Source organism: Paraburkholderia xenovorans LB400 (assembly GCF_000013645.1).
GTDB lineage: Bacteria > Pseudomonadota > Gammaproteobacteria > Burkholderiales > Burkholderiaceae > Paraburkholderia > Paraburkholderia xenovorans.
The window spans coordinates 2,613,503-2,638,874 of sequence record NC_007952.1; the positions used below are offsets into that span (position 1 = coordinate 2,613,503).

Below are 25,372 nucleotides of genomic sequence, written 5' to 3' on the forward strand. Positions count from 1 at the left end.
GTCAGCGTGCGAGGTTCTGCTTCGGACGCTCCTTGCGGAAAGCGCGCTTCACCGCGATGAGGCCGTCGCGAAACTCGAACAGGTCGCAACCTTCCGCCTCGATACGCCAGCCCTCCGCGTGCGTTCCGGTGAATACCCACTCCGACACGCCGCGTTCGCCGCTCACGTAGTGGCGGCCCTTGCCCCAATGTGCATCGGGAAAGGTCTGGAACACCGCTTCGAACGCCGCGCGCGTGGCCTCGCGGCCCACGAAGCGCGTGCCGAAGACTTCCGGACCGCCTGCTGCATCGAATACGCAATCTTCCGTCATGAAGGCCATCAACGCGTGAGCGTCATGACGGTTGAACGCATCGGAAAACGCGGCCAGCGTGTCGGCCGTGACATGCTGCAGTGGGGTCTGTGTTTGAGCCATTGCTCTCTCCTCCTGGATGACTTTCGATAAGGCATGAGACGCCGCCATCGGCTGGCGATCCGTGAGGAAATTGTAGGCAGGGGGGTATCCGGCCGGTAGGTCCAGTGCCGTGCTTTCGCCTGGTGCAGCAAATAGAAACGCGGCACGGTAGCCGCGCTCGAGGCCGCTGGAACCGGCACATGACACGGACAGCGCGGCGAGCCGCCGAAACCTAGCGCCGCAGTTCGGAGACGATCTTCTCCGCCAGAAAATCGCACGGCGGACGCTTCGAAGCGCTGCTGCGCGCCAGCACCATTTCGAGCGCGGGGATCTCGGGCAATCCGTGCGCACGCCCGAGCAGCGTGAAGTGCGCCGGAACCGCGCAGCGCGCGAGCGGCACGATGGCCAGCCCGGCTTCGGCCATTGACAGCAGACCGAGCAGACTCGGACTTTCATACGAGGTCCGATAGGGAATCTTCGCGCGTTCGAGGCTGCGGATCGCGTTCTCGCGCGCGACGCTGCCCGGCAGAAACACGGCGATCGGCAGCGGCCGCTCGCGCCAGATTTCATCGGCGCTCGGCGCCGCCGCCCATTCCATCGGTTCGAGCCGGATGAACTCGCCCGACAAACCCTTGACTCGCGTCGCGCACACCAGATCGACCGAACCGTCTTTCACCATCGGCGCCAGTGCGACGCTCGGCAAACCGACAACCTGAATCTCCACCTTCGGATAGCTGGCGGAAAATTTCTTCAGAATGGGCGGCAACAGCGACGAAGCGTAGTCGTCCGGCACGCCGATACTCACGCGCCCGGTCACGTCCGGCCGGACCACCGCAGCCCACGCCTCGTCGCGCAAGGCGAGCATGCGGCGAGCGTAAGTCAGCAGCACTTCGCCGTCCTGCGTCGGAATCACGCTTCTCGGCTTGCGCACGAACAGCGGCTTGCCGAGCGCGGTTTCGAGGGTCTTGATCTGCATGCTCACCGCCGATTGCGAGCGATGCACGACTTCCGCCGCCCGGCTGATGTTGCCGGTGTCGGCAACGGCGACAATCATGGTCATGACGTCCAGGTCGAGCGCTTTCAATTGGGTCTGGTATCAGAAAAGTAGATAGATCCAATCAATATTACGCGATTTTCTAAGACGGCGACATCGGGCATAGTGACCGCAAAGGAGCCAGTCAATGAATGCCCGTACCGATTTCTCAGTGCTTGCCGTAGCGGAACTGTCGTTTGCGACCATCGCATCGGGCATCTGCGTGCCGTACGTCGAGTGCGGAGAAGGCGAACCGCTGGTGTTCGTGCACGGCTCGCTTTGCGACTATCGCTACTGGAGCGCGCAGACCGCGGCGCTGTCGCAGCATTTCCGCTGCATCTCGGTGAGCTTGAGCCACTACTGGCCGGCCAACGAGGCTTGCATCCAGGGCGAGTTCGGCTGGCAGACGCATGTTGCCGAACTGGCCGAATTCATCGAGGCGATCAACCTCGGCCCCGTGCATCTGGTCGGTCATTCGCGCGGCGGCTGCGTGGCGTTTCATGTCGCGCGTGAATATCCGCGGCTCGTGAAATCGCTGACGCTCGCGGACCCGGGCGGCCCGCTGCAGCTCGAAGGCATGCCGGACGCGTCGCTGCCGGGCGCGACCAACGTGCTGCGCGCACGCGTGGCCGACCTGATCGAAAGCCGGGAGATCGACGCGGGACTGGAGCTGTTCGTCGACTCGGTGAGCGCACCCGGATCCTGGCGCAAGAGTCCGGCGGCCTTCCGCACGATGGCAATCGACAACGCGGACACGCTGCCCAAGCAGTTCCGCGATCCCCTGCCCGCCTATTCCCACGAGGTGGCACGCGACGTGAAATGCCGGACCTTGCTGATCGACGGCCAGCGCAGTCCCCGCATGTTCCGCAACAACGTCGAGAAGCTCGCAGAATGGATCGGCTATGCTGAGAGGCAAACCATCGCCGGCGCGTCGCATGGCATGAACGTCTCGAATGCCGGCGCTTTCAACCGGCTCGTGCACGCGTTCGTCACATTCGTCAGCTTCTGATTTCCTTCCGTACGTTTGCCGACGCCACACCACGCCGCGTCGGACAGCGGCCCGCCGCACGCCGCCCGCCATTCCCGCAGGCGGCGTCGCCGTGGGTGCCGCCGTGCATGCCCGCTGCGCCAAAATCGTCCCGCCGGATCTGGAACGGGTCGCCGTGCCGCGCGACGAGTCGTTCAAGGTCTGGTCGCATGGTTATCGTCGGCGATTACATCGGCAACTTCGCGCCGGGCAATCTCGTGATGGTGGGATCGAACCTGCCGCACAACTGGGTCAGCAATGTACCGCGCGGCGATCGGGTGGATGAACGCTGCCTGATCCTGCAGTGCGATGTCCCGTTCATCGCGCGCGCCATCCAGGCGCTGCCTGGACTCAAGCGCGTGGAGTTCTTGCTCGATGCGTCGCGCTGGGGTTTGCTGTTCTCACCGGAAACGGGCGCCGCCGCCGAGCCGATCATGCGCGAGATGCTAGGCGCGCAAGGCATGCGGCGCATCACGCTGTTTCTTGCGCTGTTCGATCTGCTCGTGCAGAGCGCTGCGCCCATCAAGCTCGCGAGCGCCGCTTACCGTGCCGATCCCGCACGCTATGCCGAGACGCGCATCAATCACGTGCTTTCATACATCGGCAAAAATCTGTCGCAAGCGCTGCGCGAAACGGAATTGGCCGAACTGGCGGGACAGAGCATCAGCGCCTTCTCGCGATTCTTCCGCCGCCACACCGGCGTGCCGTTCGTACAGTACGTGAACCGGCTGCGCATCAATCTCGCGTGCCAGTTGCTGATGTCGGGTGAGTTGACCATCACCGATATCTGCTACCAGGTCGGATTCAATAACCTCTCGAATTTCAACCGCCAGTTCCTGTTGCTGAAGAACATGCCGCCCTCGCGATGGCGTGCCTTCCAGCAGCTCAATGCGGCGAGCGCGACTGATCTCGTCGCCCTTCCCAACAACGTCGATCTGTGAAACGCTCGAGGTGCGCGGGTCCGGTACGGCCCGCCGTCGATGCACGACACTATTCCTAACCAGACAGCGAGCTATGACTTCAGAACACCCGACCTCCGGCGCAGCACACAGCGCGCGCGACGAGCGCTACGTGATCGGCGTGGACGTCGGCACGGGCAGTGCCCGCGCCGGCCTGTTCGACCTGGCCGGCCACATGGTGGCGTCCGCAAAGCGTGACATCACGCTGTTCCACGCGAGCGGTTCCATTGTCGAGCAGTCGAGCGGCGAAATCTGGATCGCCGTCTGCGATGCCGTCAAAGACGCGCTGTCACAGGCCGCGGTGTCGCCGGATCAGGTCGCCGGCATCGGCTTCGACGCCACCTGTTCGCTCGTCGTGCTGGGCGCGGGCGGCCGGCCATTGCCGGTGGGTCCGTCGGAGCAGGCGGAGCGCGACATCATCGTCTGGATGGATCACCGCGCCGTGGCGCAGGCGGAGCGCATCAACGCGACGGGTCACGAGGTGCTGAACTATGTCGGCGGCAAGATCTCGCCGGAAATGGAGACGCCGAAGCTGCTGTGGCTTCTCGAGAACAGGCCGGCCGTCTTCGCGGCGGCACGGCAATTCTTCGATCTGACCGACTTCCTGACCTGGCGCGCAACCGGCGACCTGTCCCGATCGACCTGCACGGTCACCTGCAAGTGGACCTATCTCGCGCACGAGCGGCGCTGGGACGAGAGCTACTTTCGCAGCGTCGGCCTTGGTGTGCTGGCCGACGAAGCCTTCGCGCGCATCGGTCAAACGGTCGTCGATCCGGGTACGCCGCTCGGAAGCGGACTGACCGCGGACGCCGCCGCGCAGCTCGGCCTGCGCACCGGCACGCCGGTCGCCACGGGCGTGATCGACGCCCATGCCGGCGGCATCGGCACGGTCGGCGCCGATGGCGATCCCGAGGCCTGCCTCGCCTACGTGTTCGGCACCTCGTCGTGCACGATGACCACGACCCGCAGTCCGGTCTTCGTGCCCGGCGTGTGGGGACCGTACTTTTCGGCGATGGTGCCGGATGCGTGGCTCAACGAGGGTGGTCAATCGGTAGCGGGCGCGGCGATCGAACGGCTGCTCGCGATGCATCCCGCGGCCGCCGACGCAAAGCGCCGCGCGGAACACGAAGGCCAGTCGTTGCCGGCAATGCTCGCCGCCCTCGCCGTGCAGGCGGCGGACAGTCTGTCGGAAGCGGCAGTGCTCGCCGACGGTCTGCATGTGGTCCCGGAGTTTCTGGGCAATCGTGCTCCGCTGGCCGACCCGCACGCCCGAGCCGTGATTGCGGGTCTCGGCATGGAAGACGATCTGGACAGCCTGGTCGCGCTCTACATTGCCGGCATTTGCAGTGTCGGTTACGGGCTTCGGCAGATCATCGAAGCGCAGGCGAACGCCGGTGCGCCGATCGCGCGGGTGGTGATCAGCGGCGGCGCGGGACGGCTCGATCTGGTTCGGCAACTGCTCGCGGATGCGACGGGCAAGCCCGTGCTCGCCACCCAGGCGGAAGAACCGGTGCTGCTCGGTGCCGCGATGCTGGGAAGCGTGGCCGGCGGCCAGTTCGGCGACGTGCGCTCGGCAATGGCCAGAATGTCGCAGATCAGCAAAACCTACCAACCGGACACCGGCAAGATCGCGGGGCTGCACGAGGCACGGTATCGCGCCTTCCTGAAGTTGCAAAGCGTGGCCAGAGAAATCCGCTAGACCTGGTCACGGCGAGGACGGCGCCGCGTTGGACGAGATGCCTTTACAATCCGCACTTCGATCCGCCAACCGTGATATGCGCCATGAAATATCTCCTTGCATCGACACTCGCGTTGGTCATCGTGGCCGCGAGCACGACGACGAACGCCCAGACATCGCCGGGCGGCGACACGCCCAAACAGGAGTGCGCCATCGGGTATGTCACCGGCATCGGCGGCGCGGCACAGAGCTTTCGTGAGTACCTGGCAACCCCGGACAGAGACAAATTCCGCTTTCTGGCGGACAACCCGATCCAGTGCAAGGTCTCCGACGAGGGCCGCGCGTCGGGCTGTACCGGCATCACGAGCCTTCGGCATGAAGAGGTCAGCGTGTATGACGACATCGACAGCACGACAATGGCCGTGGTCGCGCGTGTCGAACTCGACCGGGGAACGTACCCGGTGATTATCGTCGTGCAGAAGCGCGACGTGCAGTGCAAGGAGCAGTAGTCACGCACTCGCCGCGCTGACCGATAGCGATTCTTTTTGCCGGGCCGTTCGGCGGCCGGTCAGTGCCAGTAAGGCGCCTCGTCGAATTTGTCGGCGAGAAAGTCGATGAACGAGCGGACCTTGGACGACACCGTTTTCTTGCGCGGATAAACCGCCCAGATCGACGCCTCTTCGCGCGACGAACGGATCTCCCAGCCCGGCAGGATGCTCGTGAGACGGCCGTCGCTGAGCGGTTCGTGCGCCAGCCAGCCGGGCAGCAACGCGATCCCTCTTCCGGCCAGCGCGACTGCAAGCAGCGCGTCGGTATCGTCGAGGGTGAGGCGGCCATTCACCGTCGCCTTCTGCCACTCCGCCGCTGTATCCTCGCGGGGCCTGACGTACCAGACATTTCCCACTGTTCGCGAGAACATCAGGCAGGCGTGATCCTTCAGCGCGCCGGGCGTGACCGGTACGCCGCATGCCCTGGCATACGCAGGCGCCGCGCACGCCACCTCGCGGTGCGGCGCAAGTCGCCGGGCCATCAGCGACGAATCCTGCAACGCGCCTATGCGAATGCCGAGATCGATCTGTGACTCGATGAGATTGAGCACGTCGTCGGTGAAGATGGCCTCCACGTCGATATCGCGATACCGGTCCATGAATTCGCCAATGTGCGGCACGACGTGTTTCCGGCCAAACGAGACAGGCAGCGTGACACGCAAGACCCCCGAAGGGCTCTGATTGAGCGACGACGTCGCGTCTCTTGCATCCTTCAGCTGAGTCAGTACTTCCGAAACGCGGGCGTAGAAAACCTTGCCGCCTTCCGTGAGCGAGAGGCCTCGCGTCGAGCGGTTAAACAGCGCGATGCGCAGATCGGCCTCGAGTTCATTCAAATGTCGCGACGCGGTGGACGTCTTGATGGACAGCTCCTGCGCCGCACGCGTGAGACTACCCAGTTCGGCTGCGCGCACGAACGTCCGGACTGCTGCGAAGTAATCCATGTCGGAATCCAAGGTGGGCTGCGCTCGGGCGCGTCGGCCGGCACGCACGGTCATTGCCGGTAGCTTACGATATCAGCGGCAATACCGGCGGCGCGCGTGATTCGAATGCGCATGCCGGAGAAGACGGCCGACAGGCAGCGCCGAACCGATGCCGTCCGATCGGACAGCATGCGCAACGTACCGCGTCCGCTTCCATTCGATGCAATCAAACGATGAGCCCGTCACGCGAATTGAAAGTGCGGGACGGGCTCATTGAATACCGCAGACAGCGACTTTTCTATTGCCCGGCGACAGACTGCCTATCTGGCAAAACGAATGTCCAGCGCCCGCAAATAGGTTTGCAAACCTGCGTCCTGAATCGGAATCAGGCGGGCATCCTGGTCCGATTCATTGAAATGGGCGTGCCAGTATCCCGGCGGCGTCACGAACGCAAGGCCCGGCGCCCAATCAACCCGCGTTGCGTCCGCGATATTGCCTTGCTCGTCCAGTTCCGTGCCGACGAGGCTGTAGCATCCCCGCGGACAGTCGACGATGAAATCCAGCGCAATCGACTGATGACGGTGCGGCTTCTGAACCGACTTGCCTGGAAGCAGACCGAACATGGCCCACAGCACATGCGTCACCGTGCGGGTCTGCGGAAAATTGGCATTGCCGAGCAGAACGGAAATGCGGCTGCGCAGAGCGGCATGGGTATCTCTCGCGACTTTTTGCAGTTCGGCCTGTGCGCGTTCCGCGGGATACAAGGTCGGGTCGAAGCGCGGCGAAACCGAATCGACGCCAAGGTAAGTCAACAGGGGCGCGTCGTTGACGTAGTACAACGCGACGTCTTCGAGCGCCGAGATCGTGGACTCGATACCGCCGGGCAACGAGAAGAACGCACCTTGCGTAAATGGAATCGTGTGGCCGCCCTGCACCGCGGATCCCGTCCCGCGAATCACATAGAAAATCTGCGACGTGGCCAGCGGATCCAGCTCGATCCGCTCTCCCTTCAGAATCCGCACGAAGTTCGCGATCAATCCCGGTCCGGTTGCCGGCGCGTCGCAACCGAGCTCCGCCGAGAGATCCAGCGGAACGACGCGAGTCGGACCATCGGCGTACAGCTCGGCGGGGAACGTCTTGAACGGAACGCGTGAAATCAGCTTCGCGCCAATCGGGTTGGCGGCCTTGGTGTATTCGAAGTATTGCGCGCTTTCGGTGACATCCGTGTCGTCTGCCAAAAGCGCTGCGTCGGTGCGATCGAGCATGTTGTTTCTCCTGAAATCAAAGGTTTGCCAGCTCCGCTGTGTTTGCAGCGAAGTCGTGAAGTGAATTTACGTTCTGGCAAAACGCGCCGGTAGTCCCGTCGGCGCAAATGAGTTTTCAGGTTTGGGGACAAGGCAACCGGACGCAGTTGTGGTTCCGTGACGAGGCGAGATTCGCTTGCAGGGATGTGCGCCAGTCACTGCGGGCTGTCTTAAATGATCATGCTTTTTTTAGCGTTCGCCGTGCGGGTCCTCTTCGCCAAGAGCCTTTAGCCGCCGGTACAGCGTGCGCTCGCTCATGCCGAGTTGTGCGGCGAGCTCCTTGCGCCTCCCCACGAAATCCGCGGCCATGCGAGCCAGTTCGGCGTCCGTGAGCTTGATGCGAGCGGAATGGCGCAGCGGCGCAGCCGCAGGACTCGCCGGCGATACGTCGGCCCTGACCGTGTCCGGCAAATGTTCCGGGCGGATCACACCGTCGTCCGCCAGCAGGCTCGCGCGTTCGAGCACGTTGCGTAGCTCGCGGATGTTGCCCGGCCAGCGAAAGGCGCACAGCCGGGCGAGCGCATCCGCTGCGACCGAGGTCTTGCGCGGTGCTGCGCTGCGCCCGGAGGCGATGCGCTGCAAAGTCGAGTCCACCAGCAGCGGAATGTCGTCGGCACGGTCGCGCAGCGCCGGCAGGCGGATCGGGAACGCGCTGATGCGGAAATACAGGTCCGAGCGGAACTGTCCGGTCGCCAGCATCTGCTCGAGCGGCTTGTGAGTCGCCGCGACGAGCCGGAAGTCCGCGCGCTGCGTCTCGACGCTGCCCACGCGGCGGAACGCGCCCGTCTCGATGAGACGCAGCAGCTTGACCTGCATCGACAACGGCACGTCGCCTATTTCGTCGAGAAACAGCGTCCCGCCTTGGGCCGTTTCGACGAGTCCCGGCTTGCGGGTCGAGGCGCCGGTAAACGAGCCCTTCTCGTAGCCGAACAGTTCGCTCTCGAACAGCGTCTCCGTGATGCCGGAGCAATCGACCACGACGAACGGCCGTTGTGCCCGATCGCTTGCCTCGTGCAGCGCATGGGCGAACAGCTCCTTGCCGGTGCCGGACTCGCCGAGCAGCAGCACGGGCAACATCGACGGCGCGACACGCTGCAATGCCGAGATCGCCTCGTTGAATGCGGGTGCGCGGCCGACGAGGCCATCCACGCTCGGCCGCGCGGAGGCGCCGCGCACCGTGGAGAGCCGCTCGACATACGCGACGATCTCAGACCGGGTGTCGAAGATCGGCCGCAGTTCAACGTCCACGTGCTCGGGGCCGCGCGGCGTGTGATGGATGTGCAGCACGCGATCCGCGCTGCGCGTATCGGACGCGCGCTTCATCGGGCAATGCTCGCCGGCCTGATCGCACGGCACCTCGTAGTGGTGCGATACCTGGTAGCAGCGGCGCCCCACGTGCGGCTGCCCTGCCACGCCGAACTGCCGCTGGTACGCGGTATTGGCCGCAAGAATGCGGTAGTCCGGATCGAGCACGATCGAGGGCTGCGGGTCGTATTCCAGATAGGACACGAGCGCGGCAATCTCGGGGGCGCCGGGCAGCGCAGGCGCCGAATCAGGCACGGCGGCTGGAGGAGATGCGGGCTCGGGCAAGGTCATGGTCGCGGACCGGTCATATGGCGGAGAACCCGCACTATACGCGCGGACTGCCATTTCTGCCATTTCTGCCATGACTGCCAAATGGCAGTTAGTGGCAGTCTCACGTCGCGCATTCTCATACGCGCATGTCGTTTCAAAGCCCGCGTGCAAAGCATAAAAATCGATGCAGATCATGGATCTACAATCGCGGCGCAACGCGATGGCCCGACTGGCACGAAACTTGACTCATGTCATTCCCGAAGCTGCCGGACGTCCTGTCCGGCAAAGGGAACGATTGCAATGACCGCCAGCAAATTTATCGTCGAAGGATTTTTCGATCCGGCCACGTGGACCATCAGCTACCTGCTGCTGGATCCTCAGACACGGCAATGCGCGCTGATCGACAGCGTGCTCGATTACGACCCGAAATCAGGCCGGACGCGAACCGTGTCGGCCGACCGGCTCGCCGCACGCGTCGAAGCGCTCGGCGCGAGCGTGCAATGGTTGCTGGAGACGCACGTGCACGCGGACCATCTTTCCGCCGCGCCCTATCTCAAGGCGCGGCTAGGCGGGCGAATCGCGATCGGCGAGCAGGTGACGCGCGTGCAGCAGGTGTTCGGCAAGCTGTTCAACGCCGGTTGTGGATTCGCCACCGACGGCTCGCAGTTCGATCATCTTTTTGCCGACGGCGAAACCTTCAGCCTGGGCCAACTGCCCGTGCGCGTGATGCACACGCCCGGCCACACGCCGGCGTGCGTGACCTATGTGGTAAGCGACGGCGACGATCACGCGGCGTTCGTCGGCGACACGCTCTTCATGCCCGACTACGGCACTGCCCGCTGCGACTTTCCGGGTGGCGACGCAGCCACGCTGTACCGCTCGATCAACCGCGTTCTCAGCCTGCCCCCGCAGACCCGCCTTTACATGTGCCACGACTATCAGCCGGGCGGCCGTCCGGTGCAATACGAGAGCTCCGTGGCGGACGAACGCGAGCACAACATCCACGTACGCACAGGGACGCCCGAGCAGGCCTTTGTGGAAATGCGCACGGCCCGCGATGCGACGCTCGACATGCCGGTCCTGATCCTGCCGTCCGTGCAGGTGAACATGCGCGCCGGCCATCTGCCCGAGCCCGAAAGCAACGGCGTTTCGTACATCAAGATTCCGGTGAATGCGCTTTGACGCAGGCGTTGACCATCGGCAGACCAGTTAGGAGAAGCAATGGAAATCAAAAAGCTGACGGATGCGCTGAGCGTATCCCCGCAGATTCGGGTGCCCGACCTGCCCGCGTTGCGCGCGGCGGGCTTTCGCACCGTGATATGCAACCGTCCTGACGGCGAAGGCCCCGATCAGCCGACCTTCGCCGAAATCGCCGAGGCCGCGCGCGACGAAGGCATCGAGGCGCGCTATCTGCCCGTCAAATCGGGGATGGTGAACGACAGCGACGCGGCGCTGTTCGGCGAACATCTGCGAAGCCTGCCGGGACCGGTGCTCGCGTATTGCCGCAGCGGCATGCGCTCGGCGACGCTGTGGGCGCTCTCCTGCGCCTCCGGCAAGGCGTTCACGGAAATCGTCGGCACCGGGAATGCCGCCGGCTACGATCTGACCGGACTCGCCGGACGGATCGCGTCGCCCCTCGTGGTTTCGCAGGAGCGGCACGATATCGTCATCGTGGGGGCCGGCGCCGCGGGTATCGCGACGGCGTCGAGCCTGCTCGCCCGCGCGCCCGGTCTGGATATCGCCGTGCTCGACCCCGCCGCGACGCACTACTACCAGCCGGGCTGGACGATGGTCGGCGCGGGCGTGTTCCGGCCCGAGACGACGGCGCGCTCCATGGACGACGTGCTGCCTGGCAAGGTGCACTGGATCAAGGCCGCCGTGGCGGCATTCGAGCCGGAGAACAACGCAGTGGTGCTGGAGGGCTGCCGCGTCGTCAAATACGGTCAGCTGATCGTCTGCCCGGGACTCAAGCTCGACTGGAACGCGATCGAAGGATTGCCGCAGACACTCGGCCGCAATGGCGTGACCTCGAACTACCGCTACGACCTCGCCCCGTACACGTGGCGTCTGGTGCAGGAGCTGAAGGGCGGCCGCGCGCTCTTCACGCAGCCGCCGATGCCGATCAAATGCGCCGGGGCGCCGCAAAAGGCAATGTACCTGTCCTCCGATCACTGGCAGCGCAGCGGGCGGCTCGACGGCATCGACGTCGAGTTCTACAACGCGGGCGCGGCGCTGTTCGGCGTGCCCGACTACGTGCCGGCACTGATGAAATACGTGGAGAGCTACGGCATCAAGCTGAATTTCGGATTCAACCTGAGCGCGATCGACGGCCGGGCGAAGCGCGCGACCTTCACGCGCACGGTGGCGGGCGGCGCTGCCGAGCGCTTCGAGACCGAATTCGACATGATCCACGTAGTACCGCCTCAAACGGCGCCCGACTTTATCAGCGCCAGTCCGCTCGCCGACGCGGCGGGCTGGGTCGACGTCGATCAAACGACGCTGCGGCACAAGCGCTTTCACAACGTCTACGGGCTCGGCGACGTGACGAACACCCCGAACGCAAAGACGGCCGCCGCCGCCCGCAAGCAGGCGCCCGTCGTCGCGCACAACGTACTCGCGGCGCTCGGCGGCACGTCGGGCATCGCAACGTACGACGGATACGGTTCGTGTCCGCTCACGGTCGAGCGCGGCAAGATCGTGCTTGCCGAGTTTCTCTACGGCGGCAAGGTCGCACCGACGTTCCCCGCCTGGCTGATCGACGGCAAGCGTCCGTCGAGGCTCGCCTGGCTGCTGAAGGAGCGCATCCTGCCCCCGCTCTATTGGCGCGGCATGCTCAAAGGCAAGGAATGGCTGGCCCATCCCCGGCTCGCCGAATGAGCGGCCGATTGTCGTCGTCAATCGTTTAAGGCTATCGATGCTGATCTCAGTTCTTCTCGGCGCCATCGTGGGTGCGCTGCTTGGTCTGACGGGCGCCGGCGGCGGCATTCTGGCGGTGCCCGCGCTGGTGTTCGGAATGGGCTGGCCGATCCAGCAGGCGACGCCGGTCGCGCTCGTCGCCGTATCGAGCAGCGCGGCGGTCGGCGCGCTCGAAGCATTCCGCAAGCGCCTTGTCCGCTATCGCGCCGCGCTGTTCATGGCGGCCGCCGGCATTCCGGCGACCGCGCTCGGCGCCCGCCTCGCACGCGCGTTGCCGCAGCGTTTGCTGCTTGCGCTCTTTGCCGGCGTGATGCTGATCGTCGCGGTTCGGCTGCTGCGTCAGACGCTGCGGGCCGGCGCGGCACCGCAGCCCGAATCGGCGCTGTGCGTGGCGCGTCTCAACCCCGCGACCGGCCGGCTCGCCTGGTCGTGGGCGACGGGCGCGGCGCTCGCGGCAACCGGCGCCGTAACCGGGCTGATGACCGGCCTGCTCGGCGTTGGCGGAGGATTCATCATCGTGCCGATGATGCGCAAGCTGACCAACGTGCCCATGCACGGCGTGGTGGCCACCTCGCTGATGGTGATCACGCTGGTGGGCGGCGGCGGTGTGATCGCCACGATGCATCACGGCGCGTCGCTGCCGCTGGAGGTGGTGCTGTGGTTCAGCCTCGCCACTGCCGCCGGAATGCTGGGAGGACGCATTGCGTCGCACCGTCTGCCGGGACACCAGGTTCAGCTCGGTTTCGCGACGATCCTGATATGCGTTGCGCTGGGACTGATGGCGAAGGCCGCAATCGCCTGACTCCACGCCGGCGGCTCTCGCCTGGGATTGCCGGCGACTCCTGCGTCGGCGTCCGCAATCGGCCGCCCCCGTACCGGACATCATCTTTAAAACCGTACAGGTACTGTACCGGACACGATCGCTAGAATGCTCCCAATATCTCTCGACCGACAGCGGAGCTTCTCATGTCTTATCTCAGTCTCAGCGCGCTGCCCGCCGGCATCCTGTTCGCGCTCGTCACCACCATCACGCCCGGTCCCAACAACACGATGTTGCTGGCATCCGGAGTCAACTTCGGATTTCGCCGCACGCTGCCGCATCTGGCGGGCATCAGTGCCGGTGTCGTGCTGTTGATGCTGTCGGTCGGCATCGGTCTAGGCGAAGCCTTCGTCCATTTTCCCGTGCTGTACACCGTGCTGGAGATCGCGAGCGTCGCGTATCTGCTCTATCTCGCGTGGAAGATCGGCACGTCGGGTGAGTTGAAGGTGAAAAAAGGCGAGCGCCGGCCCATGAAGTTCTACGAAGCGATTGCTTTCCAGTGGGTCAATCCAAAAGCATGGATGATGGTGCTGACCGCCGCCACCACGATCCACCTCAGCGAGAGCTACAGCGTGAACGCCGTTGTCATGGCGGTGATCTTCTACGTGATCGGCTTTCCGTGCATCTGCCTGTGGGCAGGTTTCGGCACGGCCATGCGGCAGGTGTTGTCGGACCCGAAGCGCCTGCGCATCTTCAATGTGGCGATGGCGCTGCTGCTGGTGCTGTCGCTGTATCCGATCGCGCTGAAGCTGGTCGGCCAGGGCGCCTGAATCTGCATGAGCGCGGTTGCCGCCGCTCCTTTATAACGCGCCCTGCCCGATTCGCTCGATGAAGCGCCACAACGCGTCGTCGGTCGAGTATGGCGCGTTGAAGCGGAACCAGGCGCTCGGGGCATCGTCCGGACGGAAGTAGGAGCCCGGCGCGAGCCAGATGCCGTGGGTGAGCGCGGCCGTCGCCACTTCGCCGGCCCGCTCCGCTTCGATCGGCAAACGCGCCCACAGGAATAACCCGGCGCGCGGCCGGTGGAACACTTCGAGACCGAGCGAATCGAGCCGCTCTTCAACGGTGGCGTGGGCGAGCTTGAGGCGCTCGTTGACGGCTTCCACGTGACGCGCGTAGCGCCCCTCCAGCAACACCTTGTCGACGATCCGCTCGATCGCCTCCGACGAGGTCAAACCCACCGCCATCTTCGTGCGCGCCAGTTCGCGCAGCACCGCGCGCTCGGCGACCACGTAGCCGCAGCGCAGCCCCGGCGTGACCGTCTTCGAAAAGCCGCCCACATAGAGCACGCGCTGCAAGCCTTCCATCGCCGCGAAAAGCGGGGCGCCGGACGGCGCGAGTTCGCGGCTCACATCGTCTTCGATCACCCACATGCGCTGCCGCTCGGCAATCTGCAGCAAGCGGAACGCCGCCGACATGCCGAACGTCGCGCCGGTCGGATTTTGCAACGTCGTGTTGACGAAGATCGCTTTGGGCTTGTGTTCGGCGACCAGCGCTTCGAGCACGTCGGTATCGACGCCCGCCGGCGTGCGCGGCACGCCATGCACCACCAACCCGGCCAGCTTGAGAATCTGCAGCAGATTGCAATAGCCGGGATCTTCGACGATCACCGCATCGCCCGCGCGCAGCAAGGTGCGCACGATCAGATCCAGCGCCTGAGTCGCGCCTTGCGTGAGCAGCACGTTGGAGACATCCACCGGCAGGCCGCGCCGGTCGAGTTGCTCGGCGATCCGTTCGCGCAACGGCGCGAATCCGTACGGATGCCCGTAATCGCCGAGGCGCGCCGCCGGCACCCGGCTCACTGCCCTCAGCGCGTGCTGCAAGCCGGTCTCGTTGATCCACTCGTTCGGCAGCCAGCCGCCGCCTGCCTTGATCGGCACCGAATGGTCGGCGAACACGTCCGACAGCAGCCAGGTCGCGGTGAGGCTCGGCGGCTGCCAGTCGGTCGCGGCGACGCGCGCGGACTGCGAACGCGCCGCCACGCGATAGCCGGAACCACGCCGCGCGACCACCAGTCCCATAGAAACGAGCCGGTTGTAAGCCTCCGTGACCGTAAAGGTGCTCAGGTCGTGGCTGTGCGCGAGTTGCCGCACCGACGGCAGGAGCGCGCCCGCGCGCAGCGATTGCGCCTCGATGGCGCACGCGAAGCCTTGCACCACCTGCTCGACGAGCGTGGGAGCGGCGCGCCGGTCGCGCTCGAGTTCTAGTTCGATCATGGTCAGGATGAAGAAGCGGGCCGCGGCGGGCAGCCGGACGTGCGAATGCGGTGTCCAGGCTCAGCCCCGGCACGCATCGGCACAGTTAGTGCGGATCCACCAACACAGTTAGCGCCACACTGCGTCAACTGTTTATGCCGCCATTAAACCGCGAACGCTACAGTTTTGCTATGCCCCAAAGGAAGTCCCCTTGGGGAACCCACTTCGAGGAAATACACATGACTTCGCGCCCCGTCATCGACGATCTGTCGTCTTTCTGGATGCCGTTTACCGCCAACCGCCAGTTCAAGGCCGCGCCGCGCCTGCTGGAATCGGCCAAGGGCATGTATTACCGCAGCACGGACGGGCGTGAAGTGCTCGACGGCTGCGCGGGTCTGTGGTGCGTGAACGCCGGCCACGGCCGCGAGGAAATCATCGCCGCGATTACCCAGCAGCTCTCCACGCTCGACTTCGCGCCGACCTTCCAGATGGGCCACCCGCTCGCCTTCGAAGCCGCCACGAAAGTCGCCGAACTGATGCCGGAAGGCCTCGACCGCATCTTCTTCACGAACTCGGGCTCGGAATCGGTCGACACCGCCCTGAAAATCGCCCTGGCATATCACCGTTCGCGCGGCGAAGGCCAGCGTACCCGCCTGATCGGCCGCGAGCGCGGCTATCACGGCGTGGGCTTCGGCGGCATCTCCGTCGGCGGCATCGCGCCGAACCGCAAAACCTTTTCGGGCGCGCTGCTGCCGGCGGTCGATCATCTGCCGCACACGCATAACCTCGAACAGAACGCGTTTTCGAAAGGCCAGCCGGCGTGGGGTGCACACCTGGCCGAGGAACTCGAGCGCATTGTCACGCTGCACGATGCCTCGACCATCGCGGCGGTGATCGTCGAACCGGTGGCCGGCTCGACGGGCGTGCTGATTCCCCCGCAAGGCTATTTGCAAAAGCTGCGCGAGATCTGCACGAAGCACGGCATCCTGCTGATTTTCGACGAAGTGATTACCGGTTTCGGCCGCGTCGGCAAGGCCACGGCAAGCGAGTACTTCGGCGTGACGCCGGATCTGATCACGATGGCAAAGGCGATCAACAATGCCGCGATTCCGATGGGCGCGGTGGCCGCAAGCCGCACGGTCCACGACACGATCGTGAACAGCGGCGCGCAAGGCGCAATCGAGCTGTTCCACGGCTACACGTATTCGGCTCACCCGGCCGCGACGGCAGCCGCGATTGCCACGCTCGACCTGTATCGCCGCGAGGGTCTGTTCGAACGCGCCGCCACGCTCGCGCCGACGTTCGAAGCTGCGGCCCATTCGCTGCGCGGCGCGAAGCACGTGAAGGATGTGCGCAATATCGGCCTGATCGCCGGCGTGGAACTCGAATCGCGCGACGGCGCGCCGGGCGCGCGGGCATACGAAGCGTTCGTCAAATGCTTCGAAGCGGGCGTGCTGGTGCGCTTCACGGGCGACATTCTCGCGTTCTCGCCGCCGCTCATCATCAACGAAGAGCAGATCGCGCACATCTTCAAGACCGTGGGCGACGTGCTGGCTACGGTGCAGTAAGCCGTAACCGAAGCGCAAGAAAGAAGGCGGCGCATGTTGCATGCGCCACCTTCTTTTGCCGGATGCGCTTCTTTCAGACGCGTGCCGCCGTCAATGATGCGTGCGCGAAGCCCGTGTTTGAGCCGCTTTCTTCGCGGCCGCCGAACGGCCTGCAGCACCCTTGGTCGCGGCAGCCTTCTTCGCCGCTGCGGAACGGCTGGCCGCCGGACGTTTGGCCGCGGCCGTCTTCGTCTGCTTCGACAACGCCGTGCGCGACGCGCCGGCGCTTGCCTCCCGCTTCAACGCATTGGTCGCGGCGCGTGAGCGTTTCGCGGTCGACTCCGTGCTCTTCTTCGTCGTGCTCCTGTGCTGACCCGCGGCGTTATCCGTGGCGGCTTTCTTACGCGTGGATTCGCTTGCCGCGCCCTTCTTCGGCGACTTCACGGCGACGCCCGCGCGGCGCGCTTCCGAAAGACCGATCGCAATCGCCTGTTTGGCCGACCTGACACCGTGCTTGCCGGCACGCACCTTGTCGACCTGTTCCTTGACGAATTCGCCGGCCTGGGTGCTCGACGACTTGCCGGCGCGCTTGTCGGCGTGGGCGCGCTTGAGGGTTTTCTGTTCGGGCATGACAGTCCTCCAGTTGGTTGTGGCCTATGTCATGCAGCAACGGGTGTGCCTTGGCGGGTTGCGCTGGCGAATCTCCGCGAGAACGCCATCATGCGGGAATAGTCGCGGCGTTTCGCCCGGCGCACGGAATTGCGAAGCCGCGCGTGTACGCCGGCAAAAATTCGAGCAATGCACCGAATCGCCGCGAAAGCTCAGGAAATGGCCGGCCAGGACTCGCGCCGGGCATCCGGACAGCGTATGGTGCTGGTAAGGGTTGGCGCGTGGTCCGGCCCGACGGGAGACGTCCATGAAGATACCTACCGTTCGCGCAGGCGCGCACATTGAAGGTGTGCACTGGATTGCCGAATACGCCGAAGACGTCCATGAAATTCGCGTCTTTCGCGAAGGCCAGGAAGTGGATGTGCACAACGCGCCCTCCACGCTGTTCGGCGACGAGGAGAACGCGGGCTCCAAAAGCACCGCGGATCATCGCGCGGTCGAGGCCGCCGTACTGGCTTATCTGAAACGATTTGTGATCGAGCACGACGCGGAGGAGTAGTCCTCCTTTGCCCCAAGGGCGATACGCCGGCCCGCTTTCCAACGGTGCACCGTTTCAGATCAAGTTTCCCTGACTGGGTCCGCGAAGACGGTTTGCCCGCGATCTTGATAGCGTGCGCTCGCGCATACCGTGTCGAGCAAAGTTGAAGCGGCCCACCCCGGCAGATCTGCTGGGGTAGCGACGCGGTTGCTGGCAACCTGGGGAGTGACGCGTATTTCCGTCCGGTCCGCGGGTTGCGAGCACCGGCCGAAGAAACCTCACCAGCCTCAGTGCTTCGGGAATCAATCTGTCGGGCCGGGATTTGCCGATTCCATCAAACGTTGGCTGTCCCATACTCCAAGATTAATGGCATGTTGAAGCATCGCAACAGTCAGGGGTTCCCGTTCTAATCTCCTGCGCTTTTTTTTCGAACAAAGATAACTAACGATAAAGAAGGGTCCAGGAAATCCTTCAGTGACGAAATAGCGATTGAAATCGAAATCGCCTCCCGCCACGTGAAAGCGCTTGCCAAAGTCCCCCATAAAATCATCGGCATCATCTCCGGTGAGTCCAAACTTTTCCTCGAGACTGTCTGACGGGCTGACCTGTTGATCCGGCTTCAGCGCAAGCTGTTCGCGTATGAACTCCACCAACTCAGCCGAGAGTGCCGGTTGCAAGGTCATTTATCTGGTCCTCGGGTTTCACCAATCGGTTGTAACGCCTCAGGGTTTGCATGTTGATGGCGATAACGTCATATGCTGTCATTGCATAGCCAATGCCGGGAACCCAGCGCCCGACGAACGCTCCTAGATTTCGCGTGTACGCGAAACGCAACTCCCGCATCGACTTCAGTGTCAGCGTAGGAAGACGCATACTCACGTTGCAATCGAGCAATTCCCGACTGATACGTGACGCAATGGATGTTCCTTTTGTTGTTCCAGCCAGTTTCGCGCGCGTCGAAAGCAAAGGCCAGCCAGCGACAATCGAAACGGCAGCTGCAATATCGTGAACCCCCAGGCGATTGCAGGTTTCCTCAACCAGTATTGCAAAATAAAGTTGCTGCGGTGTGAGACCCGTTGCGTCTCCATAGGGATAGAAATTCGAATGAATCGGTGCGTCGCTTATCAGATGCTCATACTCAGTCATCAGCTTGCTTTCTCCTCACCTGAATAGTCCGTCTTCAATCGGCAAGGTTTTGCTTCACATCAATGATTGCTGTCACCATGCCTTGACTGCCACCTATAGCGCTTTGCACCGCATATTCCTTTTTCATGCGGGCAAAAGATAAGGCCACATGTTCCAGGGCAATTCCATCACCTACCGCGGCCTCGACGTGCGAAACGATCACGTCGTACATTCTGATTTTTAGATACTCCAGAGGAATACCACCAGCTTTGCGCATGGTGAGCAGAACTTGCGGTATATGTTTTCCATGGAAACAGTAGCTCGCAAGATTGGGACTCGCCCGGTCAATCCCATGCATGAAATGCAAATCCGAAACAGTAGCCTTTCCCGCGCCGCCGCCAGAACCCGAATGCATGGCGGACTGCTGCGCCATCTTCCAATGCCAACTTAAGACTTCGATCTCGTCGGGGTGTATCGCGTCTTGCGATTCGCCCGCTATCCCGTCGATCTTGATGAAAATGTCAGCCATTCTGGTTCCGGTCGTGACTATGTATTTCCCAGCGTTGCCTATTTCTGTTGCGAATGTTCCAACGAGCAGAAAAACACCGAGGTCCAGCAGTACCTTGCTAAATAGCGGCGTGCGCGGAAATCGGAGTTGTCCGAAAAGCAAAGCGGCATTTAAAAATTATGGCACTTCAGGTAACTGTGTTCGTTTTTAAACACGCCTGCGGTGCCGCGCGCCGCAGGCGTCAAAACCTCACTCGGCAGGCCGCAGCTTCCTGACCTCGGCATCCGACGGCTGAACGCTCGCGCCGTCGATATACCGGTACGACGTCATCACACCCTTGCCGTCCTTCACGCCCGTCACGCCCACATACGCGCCCATGGTCGACTGATTGTCCTGCGCGCGATAGGTGATCGGCCCGAACGGCGTCTCCACGCCGAGGCCCTTGAACGCGGCGGCGAGCTTATCCGGATCGACCGATCCAGCCTTCCTGATCCCCGCGGCAAGCGACATCAACGCCGAATACCCCACCACCGAGCCGAGCCGCGGATAGTCGTGATATTTGGCCTGATAGGCATCGACAAACTTCTTGTTGGCCGGCGTATCGATCGAATACCACGGGTAGCCCGTGACGATCCAGCCGGTCGGCGCTTCAGCACCCAACGGGTCCAGATAATCCGGCTCGCCCGTCAGCAGGGACACCACGCTGCGATCCTTGAAGAGCCCGCGCGTATTGCCCTCGCGCACGAACTTGCCGAGGTCGGCGCCGAACAGCACGTTGAAAATCGCATCCGGCTTCGCGTCGGCAATCGCCTGCGTCACCGCGCCCGCATCGACGTTGCCAAGCGGCGTGGCCTGCTCGGCAACGAACTGCACGTCCGGCTGCGCCGCCGTCAGCAGCTTCTTGAAGGTCGCCACCGCCGATTGCCCGTACTCGTAGTTCGGATACACCAGCGCCCAGCGCTTCTTCTTCAGCTTGACCGCTTCCGGCACGAGCATCGCCACCTGCATATACGTGGAAGGACGCAGACGGTACGTGTATTTGTTGCCGTCGGCCCAGACGATCTTGTCGGTCAACGGTTCAGCGGCCAGGAAGAAAATCCTCTTCTGCTTCGCGAAGTCGGCCAGTGCGAGGCCGGTGTTCGACAGGAAGCCGCCGAACAGCAATTGCACCTGCTCGCGCGCGATCAGTTCCTGCGCGACGCGAATCGTGTCGCCAGGATTGCCGTTGTCGTCGCGTGATACGACTTCGAGCTGCTTGCCGAGCACGCCGCCCGCGGCGTTCACCTGGTCGAGCGCGAGATTCCAGCCGTTCTTGTAAGGCCCGAGAAAGGCGGGCTGTGCCTTGTAGCTATTGATCTCGCCGATCTTGATGGTCTGCTGTGCGTTCGCGCTCAAAGCCGCGAGCGAGAGTACCGTCGGCACCATGAGGCGAGAAATCCATCCTGCGCGCGTGGTCATGCGTTTCTCCGTTAGCAAAAGAATTGCGGGAATGCGGGTTGTTGTTATCAGGCGTTCAAGCGGCTCGCGACTCATTCGGCCCGCGGCGTCGCGCGAATCCGGGCGACGCTCGCCGTGACGTCCTGCCATGCCGGCTTGCCGCCGGCAAACTGTTGACGCAGGTACGACACGAGTTCGGCGACCTGGGCGTCGTTGAAACTGTCGCGGTAAGCCGGCATCGTACCGAGTTCGGGCCGTGCAGGCGAGCCGATGCCGTCGAGAATCACGCGAATCAGGTTATCGGGCGTCGCGCTGTGCAGATTCGTATTCAGCGCGAGCGATGGATGCGCGCCGAACAGTTGCGGCCCGCTGCCCGTGTGATGACAGGCGGCGCACGCGCCGTCGAAGAGCCGCGCACCGAGGCCGGCAGGCATGCCCGTGATCGCGCTGGCCTGTTCGACCTGATGCGCCGTCGCTGCCGGATTCGCGTTGGGTTCGAGTTGGTTGAGCGATGCGAGATACGTGGCCATCGCGCGAATGTCGCTGTCGGGCAGCGCCGCCAGATCGCCGACCACCGGCGCCATCGGCCCCGCCGCGACGCCGTGCAGCGGCGCGTGACCGTGGCGCAGATAGCTGAACAGTTCGTCTTCGCTCCAGGGCACGGGCGCGGTCGAAAGCGTCGACAAGGCGGGCGCTTCCCAGCCTTCCGCGATCCCGCCGCCCATGAACGCCGCGCCGGTTTTCTCGGCACCAAATGCGTTGCGCGGCGTGTGGCACGCGCTGCAATGGCCGAGCCCGTTCACCAGATACGCGCCGCGATTCCATTGCGCGCTTTGCGTCGCGCTGGCGGCGAATGCCGTGCGTCCGAGAAAGAGTCCGTTCCATGCGGCCATCAGCGGACGCACGCTGAACGGATACGCCAGCTTCGTTTCCGGCGCACGCGAGCGGACCGGCGTTTGCGCCATCAGATACGCGTAGAGCGCTTTCAGATCGTCGTCGGAGGTGTTCTGGAACGACGTGTACGGGAACGCTGGATAGAGACGATGCCCATCGCGGCTGATGCCTTGCCGCATTGCCCGCATGAACGCTTCGAGCGACCAGTTGCCGATGCCGGTCTGGCCGTCCGGCGTGATATTGGTGCTGTACACGGTGCCGAAAGGCGTATCGAGCGGTTTGCCGCCGGCGTTCGGCACGCCGTTGTGCGCCGTATGGCACACCGCGCAATTGCCGAGCGACGCAAGCAGTTTGCCGCGCGCAACCAGGTCAGGCGCAAACGCGCTAGCAAGCGGCGGCGTGACCGGTGCGATAGCATGCGGCGCGAGCGACAATGCGCCGAGCCAACCGAGCGCGCCTGCCGCGAACGTGCCTAGAAAACCCAATCGCCAGCGCTTCTTCTTGCGCGCCGCATGGTCTTCGGCCTGCGCATCGGCGAGCGCGGCGCGAATCGTTTCCGGCGTGAAAGGCGGTCTGCGAAAACGCACGCCCGTGGCGTCGAAGAGCGCATTGGCAATCGCCGCCGCGCCGGGCAGCGACGCGGATTCGCCCGCGCCCATCGGCGGCTCGCCGTGGCGCGGCATCATCACCACGTCGATCACCGGCACTTCACGGAAGGTCAGGATCGGATAGGCACCCCACTCCTGGCTCGTCACCGCGTTCTCGCCGAACGTCACGCGCTCTTTCAGCGCGCGGCTCGTCGCCTGGATCACGTTGCCGTGTATCTGATGACGCACGCCGTCGGGATTCACCATCGTGCCGGTATCCTGACCGACCACCACGCGCGTCACCGCGAGCTCGCCGCTCCTGCGATCGACCTCGACGTCGGCCACCCACGCGGACCACGCCGCGCCGAAGCCGGGAAATTTGCTGTGCACGTAGCGAGCGTACGCGATGCCCCGTCCGCGCGCGATGTCGCCCGTTTCTTCTTTTGCCTCGGTATTGCGCGGCTGCCAGCCGGCCTTCTCCGCGACGGCCTTCACCAGTTCGATGGCGCGTGGATCGCGCAGATGCTTCAAACGGAACTCGACCGGATCAACGCCAGCTTCCACCGCGAGTTCGTCGATGAACGACTCGTGCGCGAACGTGTTCGGCAACGCGGACACACCGCGCAGCCAAGACGCCCGCACGATCGGCGGCGTGTCGTCGCAAACGACGCGCATGGTGCGGTAGTCGTACGGCGGCACCGCCGTACGGTCGCCCATTTCGAACACTTGCGGCCGCGCGGGGATCGTGCCGGTCAGCAACAGCGCTAACGTAGGCGCGTCGTTCGACGGATAGCGCGTCGCAAAGTCGTACGCGGCCAGTTCGCCTTCGGCGGTCAACGCGCCGCGCACGTCCATCAATTGCGCGGCGCCTTTCGGCTCCCACGCATGCTCGTCTTCGCGCGAAAGTTGCACGCGCACCGGACTGCCGGTGGCTCGCGAGAGCAGCGCGGCGTCGGCGGCGACGTCGTCCGCGCAATTGCGGCCGTAGCAGCCCGCCGCGTCCATCCGCACGATCTCGATGCGCGCTTCGTCCATGTTCATCAGCAGCGCGAGATCGGCGCGCAGCGAATGCGGATTCTGCGTGCCCGACCAGACCTTCAACGCGCCCTCGCGATAGTCCGCCACCGCGCACGACGGTCCAATCGATGCATGCATCTGGAACGGCCACACGTAAGTGCGTTCCAGCGTGCGGGCGGACTCCTGCGCGAGCGCCGCATCGACATCGCCCTCGATCACCAGATCGCGCCGGCTGGCGGGATTCGCGCGCAAGGCCGCTTCCACTTCCTCGCTGGTTTCGAGCGACGGCAAACCTTCAACCGCTTTCCATTGCACGCCAAGCCGCTTGACGGCCTGCTGCGCGACTTCCTCGCGCTCCGCCACGATGCCGACGAAATCGCGAATCACCACGACCTTCACGATGCCGGGCAGATCGCTGACCGAATCTTCATCCACGCGCAGCAGGGTGTTGCCCATGAACTCGCCCTGCGCGACGCCGGCATATGGCGGCCGAACCACGCGGCCGTGCAACATGCCCGGCACGCGCACGTCATGCACGAAACTCAATTCGCCGGTGGCCTTCGCCGGAATGTCGATGCGCGGCGCGCTTCTACCCACTATTCTGTACGTGTCCGGCGACTTCAGCGGCGCGTCGGTGGCGAGTTGCAATTCGACACGTTTTCCGCTGATCAGACCGCCGTAGCTGATGCCCTTCGCGGCAGTGTTGCCGTCGCGTGGAAAAACGATACCGTCACGCACGTCGAGTTGTTCGGCGCCAACGTTGAGCCGCGCAGCCGCTTCCTTTAGAAGAAATTGCCGCGCCTGCGCCGCCGCGTGCCGCAACGGCACGGCCGAAATCTGGATCGTCGCGCTGGCGATCGTCGGCCCCTGGTTCGGCGCTTCGCGGGTATGGCCGAGCACGATCGACACGCGCGTCAACGGCACATCCAGTTCTTCCGCGACGATCTGCGCGAGCGCCGTGCCAATGCCCGTGCCGAGATCGACGTGGCCGTTGAACGCGACCACGCTGCCGTCGTCGCGCACCACGAGGAACATGTCCGCCTCGGTCGGCACGAACGACGAACGCGAGCCCGGCTGACCGATCGCCGGCTTCGCCGGTGCCTGCGGCGGCCGCACGACGATCAGCACACTCTGCGCGTCGTAGAGCTGCTGCCGCGACGGCGGCGCGGTGCGCCGATCGATGCTGAAATCCGGCCCGGTCATGCACGCGCTCCTTCATGCACGGCCGATTGCGCCGCCGTTTGCGCGGCAAGCAATTCGGCGGCGCGCTGCACCGCGCGCACGATCTCGACATGCGTGCCGCAACGGCACAGATTGCGCGACAACTCGCGCCGGATCGTCTCGACGTCCGGATGCGGATCGCGATCGAGCAGCGCCTTGACCGTCATGATCATGCCGTTCAGACAATAGCCGCACTGCGCGGCCTGTTCTTCGATAAACGCCTGCTGCACCGGATGCAGCGCGGAGCGCGTGCCCAGACCTTCCAGCGTGGTGATCTCGCGGCCCAACGCGACCTTCGCGGTGGTGACGCAGGCACGCGTGGGCATGCCGTCGAGCAGGACCGTGCATGCACCGCATTCGCCGAGACCGCAGCCGAACTTCGGACCGTTCAGCGCGAGGTCGTTGCGCAGCAGGTAGAGCAGCGGCGTGTCGGCGGCAGCGCTGACGAGATGCGTCGCGCCGTTCACGTTCAGCGCAAGAGGCGCCGGGCGGTTCATGTCAGTGCCGGCCTGACCGTGCGAAG

22 protein-coding genes and 1 pseudogene are annotated in these 25,372 nt (G+C 64.2%); 10 read left to right on the forward strand and 13 right to left on the reverse strand.

Annotated features, from left to right (window positions below):
• Position 1: 1 nt before the first annotated feature.
• Positions 2-412 carry a nuclear transport factor 2 family protein gene (locus tag BXE_RS33485; RefSeq protein ID WP_011492562.1) on the reverse strand — a complete coding sequence of 137 codons (411 nt, stop codon included), beginning with the start codon at positions 410-412 and terminating at the stop codon, positions 2-4.
• 211 nt (positions 413-623) lie between these two features.
• The gene (locus tag BXE_RS33490) at positions 624-1,445 is read right to left on the reverse strand and encodes a LysR substrate-binding domain-containing protein (protein WP_171912226.1); all 822 of its coding nucleotides are present in this window, start codon (positions 1,443-1,445) and stop codon (positions 624-626) included.
• A gap of 127 nt (positions 1,446-1,572) precedes the next feature.
• Between BXE_RS33490 and BXE_RS33495 the strand changes: the two genes are divergently transcribed.
• The 4 genes and pseudogenes from BXE_RS33495 to BXE_RS33510 all read left to right on the forward strand — a co-directional run bounded on the left by BXE_RS33495 (position 1,573) and on the right by BXE_RS33510 (position 5,597).
• Entirely contained in the window at positions 1,573-2,433 is an 861-nt protein-coding gene (locus BXE_RS33495) for an alpha/beta fold hydrolase (protein ID WP_011492564.1), read from the forward strand.
• A gap of 124 nt (positions 2,434-2,557) precedes the next feature.
• Positions 2,558-3,392, forward strand: a pseudogene (locus BXE_RS33500) (helix-turn-helix domain-containing protein).
• Positions 3,393-3,465: 73 nt separating this feature from the next.
• A complete protein-coding gene (locus tag BXE_RS33505; RefSeq protein WP_011492566.1) occupies positions 3,466-5,109 on the forward strand; it encodes an FGGY-family carbohydrate kinase in 1,644 nt (547 codons plus the stop codon).
• An 83-nt stretch (positions 5,110-5,192) separates the two neighbouring features.
• Complete coding sequence (locus tag BXE_RS33510; RefSeq protein WP_011492567.1) at positions 5,193-5,597, forward strand: hypothetical protein; 405 nt, start codon at positions 5,193-5,195, stop codon at positions 5,595-5,597.
• Positions 5,598-5,656: 59 nt separating this feature from the next.
• Here the strand turns inward: BXE_RS33510 and BXE_RS33515 are convergent, their stop codons facing one another.
• The 3 genes from BXE_RS33515 to BXE_RS33525 all read right to left on the reverse strand — a co-directional run bounded on the left by BXE_RS33515 (position 5,657) and on the right by BXE_RS33525 (position 9,456).
• Entirely contained in the window at positions 5,657-6,577 is a 921-nt protein-coding gene (locus BXE_RS33515; protein ID WP_040124462.1) for a LysR family transcriptional regulator, read from the reverse strand.
• Positions 6,578-6,876: 299 nt separating this feature from the next.
• Positions 6,877-7,821 (reverse strand): cupin, encoded by a 945-nt coding sequence (locus BXE_RS33520; protein ID WP_011492569.1) that lies wholly within the window; start codon positions 7,819-7,821, stop codon positions 6,877-6,879.
• Positions 7,822-8,049: 228 nt separating this feature from the next.
• Entirely contained in the window at positions 8,050-9,456 is a 1,407-nt protein-coding gene (locus tag BXE_RS33525) for a sigma-54 interaction domain-containing protein (RefSeq protein WP_049782310.1), read from the reverse strand.
• Between the two features lie 279 nt (positions 9,457-9,735).
• On the opposite strand from BXE_RS33525, the gene BXE_RS33530 reads away from it, so the two are divergent.
• From BXE_RS33530 to BXE_RS33545, 4 genes are all read left to right on the forward strand, one after another.
• A complete protein-coding gene (locus tag BXE_RS33530; protein WP_011492571.1) occupies positions 9,736-10,617 on the forward strand; it encodes an MBL fold metallo-hydrolase in 882 nt (293 codons plus the stop codon).
• 39 nt (positions 10,618-10,656) lie between these two features.
• Positions 10,657-12,312 (forward strand): bifunctional protein tyrosine phosphatase family protein/NAD(P)/FAD-dependent oxidoreductase, encoded by a 1,656-nt coding sequence (locus tag BXE_RS33535; protein ID WP_011492572.1) that lies wholly within the window; start codon positions 10,657-10,659, stop codon positions 12,310-12,312.
• A gap of 37 nt (positions 12,313-12,349) precedes the next feature.
• Positions 12,350-13,153: a sulfite exporter TauE/SafE family protein gene (locus BXE_RS33540; protein ID WP_011492573.1), complete on the forward strand. Its 804-nt coding sequence runs from the start codon at positions 12,350-12,352 to the stop codon at positions 13,151-13,153.
• A gap of 164 nt (positions 13,154-13,317) precedes the next feature.
• Entirely contained in the window at positions 13,318-13,941 is a 624-nt protein-coding gene (locus BXE_RS33545) for a LysE family translocator (protein ID WP_011492574.1), read from the forward strand.
• A gap of 30 nt (positions 13,942-13,971) precedes the next feature.
• Here BXE_RS33545 and BXE_RS33550 read toward each other — a convergent pair whose 3' ends face one another.
• On the reverse strand, positions 13,972-15,387 hold the full coding sequence (locus BXE_RS33550) for a PLP-dependent aminotransferase family protein (RefSeq protein WP_011492575.1): 1,416 nt from the start codon (positions 15,385-15,387) through the stop codon (positions 13,972-13,974).
• A 218-nt stretch (positions 15,388-15,605) separates the two neighbouring features.
• On the opposite strand from BXE_RS33550, the gene BXE_RS33555 reads away from it, so the two are divergent.
• The gene (locus tag BXE_RS33555; protein ID WP_011492576.1) at positions 15,606-16,934 is read left to right on the forward strand and encodes an aspartate aminotransferase family protein; all 1,329 of its coding nucleotides are present in this window, start codon (positions 15,606-15,608) and stop codon (positions 16,932-16,934) included.
• 90 nt (positions 16,935-17,024) lie between these two features.
• Here the strand turns inward: BXE_RS33555 and BXE_RS33560 are convergent, their stop codons facing one another.
• A complete protein-coding gene (locus tag BXE_RS33560; protein WP_011492577.1) occupies positions 17,025-17,543 on the reverse strand; it encodes a DUF6496 domain-containing protein in 519 nt (172 codons plus the stop codon).
• A gap of 286 nt (positions 17,544-17,829) precedes the next feature.
• Between BXE_RS33560 and BXE_RS33565 the strand changes: the two genes are divergently transcribed.
• Positions 17,830-18,081: a hypothetical protein gene (locus tag BXE_RS33565; protein WP_007178046.1), complete on the forward strand. Its 252-nt coding sequence runs from the start codon at positions 17,830-17,832 to the stop codon at positions 18,079-18,081.
• 281 nt (positions 18,082-18,362) lie between these two features.
• Here the strand turns inward: BXE_RS33565 and BXE_RS33570 are convergent, their stop codons facing one another.
• The 6 genes from BXE_RS33570 to BXE_RS33595 all read right to left on the reverse strand — a co-directional run bounded on the left by BXE_RS33570 (position 18,363) and on the right by BXE_RS33595 (position 25,346).
• Positions 18,363-18,743, reverse strand: coding sequence for a DUF1493 family protein (locus tag BXE_RS33570; RefSeq protein ID WP_011492578.1), 381 nt, complete (start codon positions 18,741-18,743; stop codon positions 18,363-18,365).
• Positions 18,715-19,206: an STM2901 family protein gene (locus BXE_RS33575; protein WP_011492579.1), complete on the reverse strand. Its 492-nt coding sequence runs from the start codon at positions 19,204-19,206 to the stop codon at positions 18,715-18,717. The genes BXE_RS33570 and BXE_RS33575 overlap by 29 nt, the downstream gene beginning before the upstream one ends.
• Before the next feature lie 34 nt (positions 19,207-19,240).
• Positions 19,241-19,714 carry an Hcp family type VI secretion system effector gene (locus BXE_RS33580; RefSeq protein ID WP_011492580.1) on the reverse strand — a complete coding sequence of 158 codons (474 nt, stop codon included), beginning with the start codon at positions 19,712-19,714 and terminating at the stop codon, positions 19,241-19,243.
• 228 nt (positions 19,715-19,942) lie between these two features.
• Positions 19,943-21,151, reverse strand: a complete 1,209-nt coding sequence (locus BXE_RS33585; RefSeq protein ID WP_011492581.1) for an ABC transporter substrate-binding protein — start codon at positions 21,149-21,151, stop codon at positions 19,943-19,945.
• Between the two features lie 71 nt (positions 21,152-21,222).
• The gene (locus BXE_RS33590; RefSeq protein WP_011492582.1) at positions 21,223-24,831 is read right to left on the reverse strand and encodes a molybdopterin cofactor-binding domain-containing protein; all 3,609 of its coding nucleotides are present in this window, start codon (positions 24,829-24,831) and stop codon (positions 21,223-21,225) included.
• A complete protein-coding gene (locus BXE_RS33595) occupies positions 24,828-25,346 on the reverse strand; it encodes a (2Fe-2S)-binding protein (protein WP_011492583.1) in 519 nt (172 codons plus the stop codon). The genes BXE_RS33590 and BXE_RS33595 overlap by 4 nt, the downstream gene beginning before the upstream one ends.
• Between the last annotated feature and the right edge of the window lie 26 nt (positions 25,347-25,372).

What these genes read in the sequence shown, in the direction of transcription:
- BXE_RS33485 (WP_011492562.1), bottom strand. Translation starts at nt 412, where the DNA reads ATGGCTCAAACACAGACCCCACTGCAGCATGTCACGGCCGACACGCTG.
- BXE_RS33490 (WP_171912226.1), bottom strand. Translation starts at nt 1,445, where the DNA reads ATGATTGTCGCCGTTGCCGACACCGGCAACATCAGCCGGGCGGCGGAA.
- BXE_RS33495 (WP_011492564.1), top strand. Translation starts at nt 1,573, where the DNA reads ATGAATGCCCGTACCGATTTCTCAGTGCTTGCCGTAGCGGAACTGTCG.
- BXE_RS33505 (WP_011492566.1), top strand. Translation starts at nt 3,466, where the DNA reads ATGACTTCAGAACACCCGACCTCCGGCGCAGCACACAGCGCGCGCGAC.
- BXE_RS33510 (WP_011492567.1), top strand. Translation starts at nt 5,193, where the DNA reads ATGAAATATCTCCTTGCATCGACACTCGCGTTGGTCATCGTGGCCGCG.
- BXE_RS33515 (WP_040124462.1), bottom strand. Translation starts at nt 6,577, where the DNA reads ATGGATTACTTCGCAGCAGTCCGGACGTTCGTGCGCGCAGCCGAACTG.
- BXE_RS33520 (WP_011492569.1), bottom strand. Translation starts at nt 7,821, where the DNA reads ATGCTCGATCGCACCGACGCAGCGCTTTTGGCAGACGACACGGATGTC.
- BXE_RS33525 (WP_049782310.1), bottom strand. Translation starts at nt 9,456, where the DNA reads ATGACCTTGCCCGAGCCCGCATCTCCTCCAGCCGCCGTGCCTGATTCG.
- BXE_RS33530 (WP_011492571.1), top strand. Translation starts at nt 9,736, where the DNA reads ATGACCGCCAGCAAATTTATCGTCGAAGGATTTTTCGATCCGGCCACG.
- BXE_RS33535 (WP_011492572.1), top strand. Translation starts at nt 10,657, where the DNA reads ATGGAAATCAAAAAGCTGACGGATGCGCTGAGCGTATCCCCGCAGATT.
- BXE_RS33540 (WP_011492573.1), top strand. Translation starts at nt 12,350, where the DNA reads ATGCTGATCTCAGTTCTTCTCGGCGCCATCGTGGGTGCGCTGCTTGGT.
- BXE_RS33545 (WP_011492574.1), top strand. Translation starts at nt 13,318, where the DNA reads ATGTCTTATCTCAGTCTCAGCGCGCTGCCCGCCGGCATCCTGTTCGCG.
- BXE_RS33550 (WP_011492575.1), bottom strand. Translation starts at nt 15,387, where the DNA reads ATGATCGAACTAGAACTCGAGCGCGACCGGCGCGCCGCTCCCACGCTC.
- BXE_RS33555 (WP_011492576.1), top strand. Translation starts at nt 15,606, where the DNA reads ATGACTTCGCGCCCCGTCATCGACGATCTGTCGTCTTTCTGGATGCCG.
- BXE_RS33560 (WP_011492577.1), bottom strand. Translation starts at nt 17,543, where the DNA reads ATGCCCGAACAGAAAACCCTCAAGCGCGCCCACGCCGACAAGCGCGCC.
- BXE_RS33565 (WP_007178046.1), top strand. Translation starts at nt 17,830, where the DNA reads ATGAAGATACCTACCGTTCGCGCAGGCGCGCACATTGAAGGTGTGCAC.
- BXE_RS33570 (WP_011492578.1), bottom strand. Translation starts at nt 18,743, where the DNA reads ATGACCTTGCAACCGGCACTCTCGGCTGAGTTGGTGGAGTTCATACGC.
- BXE_RS33575 (WP_011492579.1), bottom strand. Translation starts at nt 19,206, where the DNA reads ATGACTGAGTATGAGCATCTGATAAGCGACGCACCGATTCATTCGAAT.
- BXE_RS33580 (WP_011492580.1), bottom strand. Translation starts at nt 19,714, where the DNA reads ATGGCTGACATTTTCATCAAGATCGACGGGATAGCGGGCGAATCGCAA.
- BXE_RS33585 (WP_011492581.1), bottom strand. Translation starts at nt 21,151, where the DNA reads ATGACCACGCGCGCAGGATGGATTTCTCGCCTCATGGTGCCGACGGTA.
- BXE_RS33590 (WP_011492582.1), bottom strand. Translation starts at nt 24,831, where the DNA reads ATGACCGGGCCGGATTTCAGCATCGATCGGCGCACCGCGCCGCCGTCG.
- BXE_RS33595 (WP_011492583.1), bottom strand. Translation starts at nt 25,346, where the DNA reads ATGAACCGCCCGGCGCCTCTTGCGCTGAACGTGAACGGCGCGACGCAT.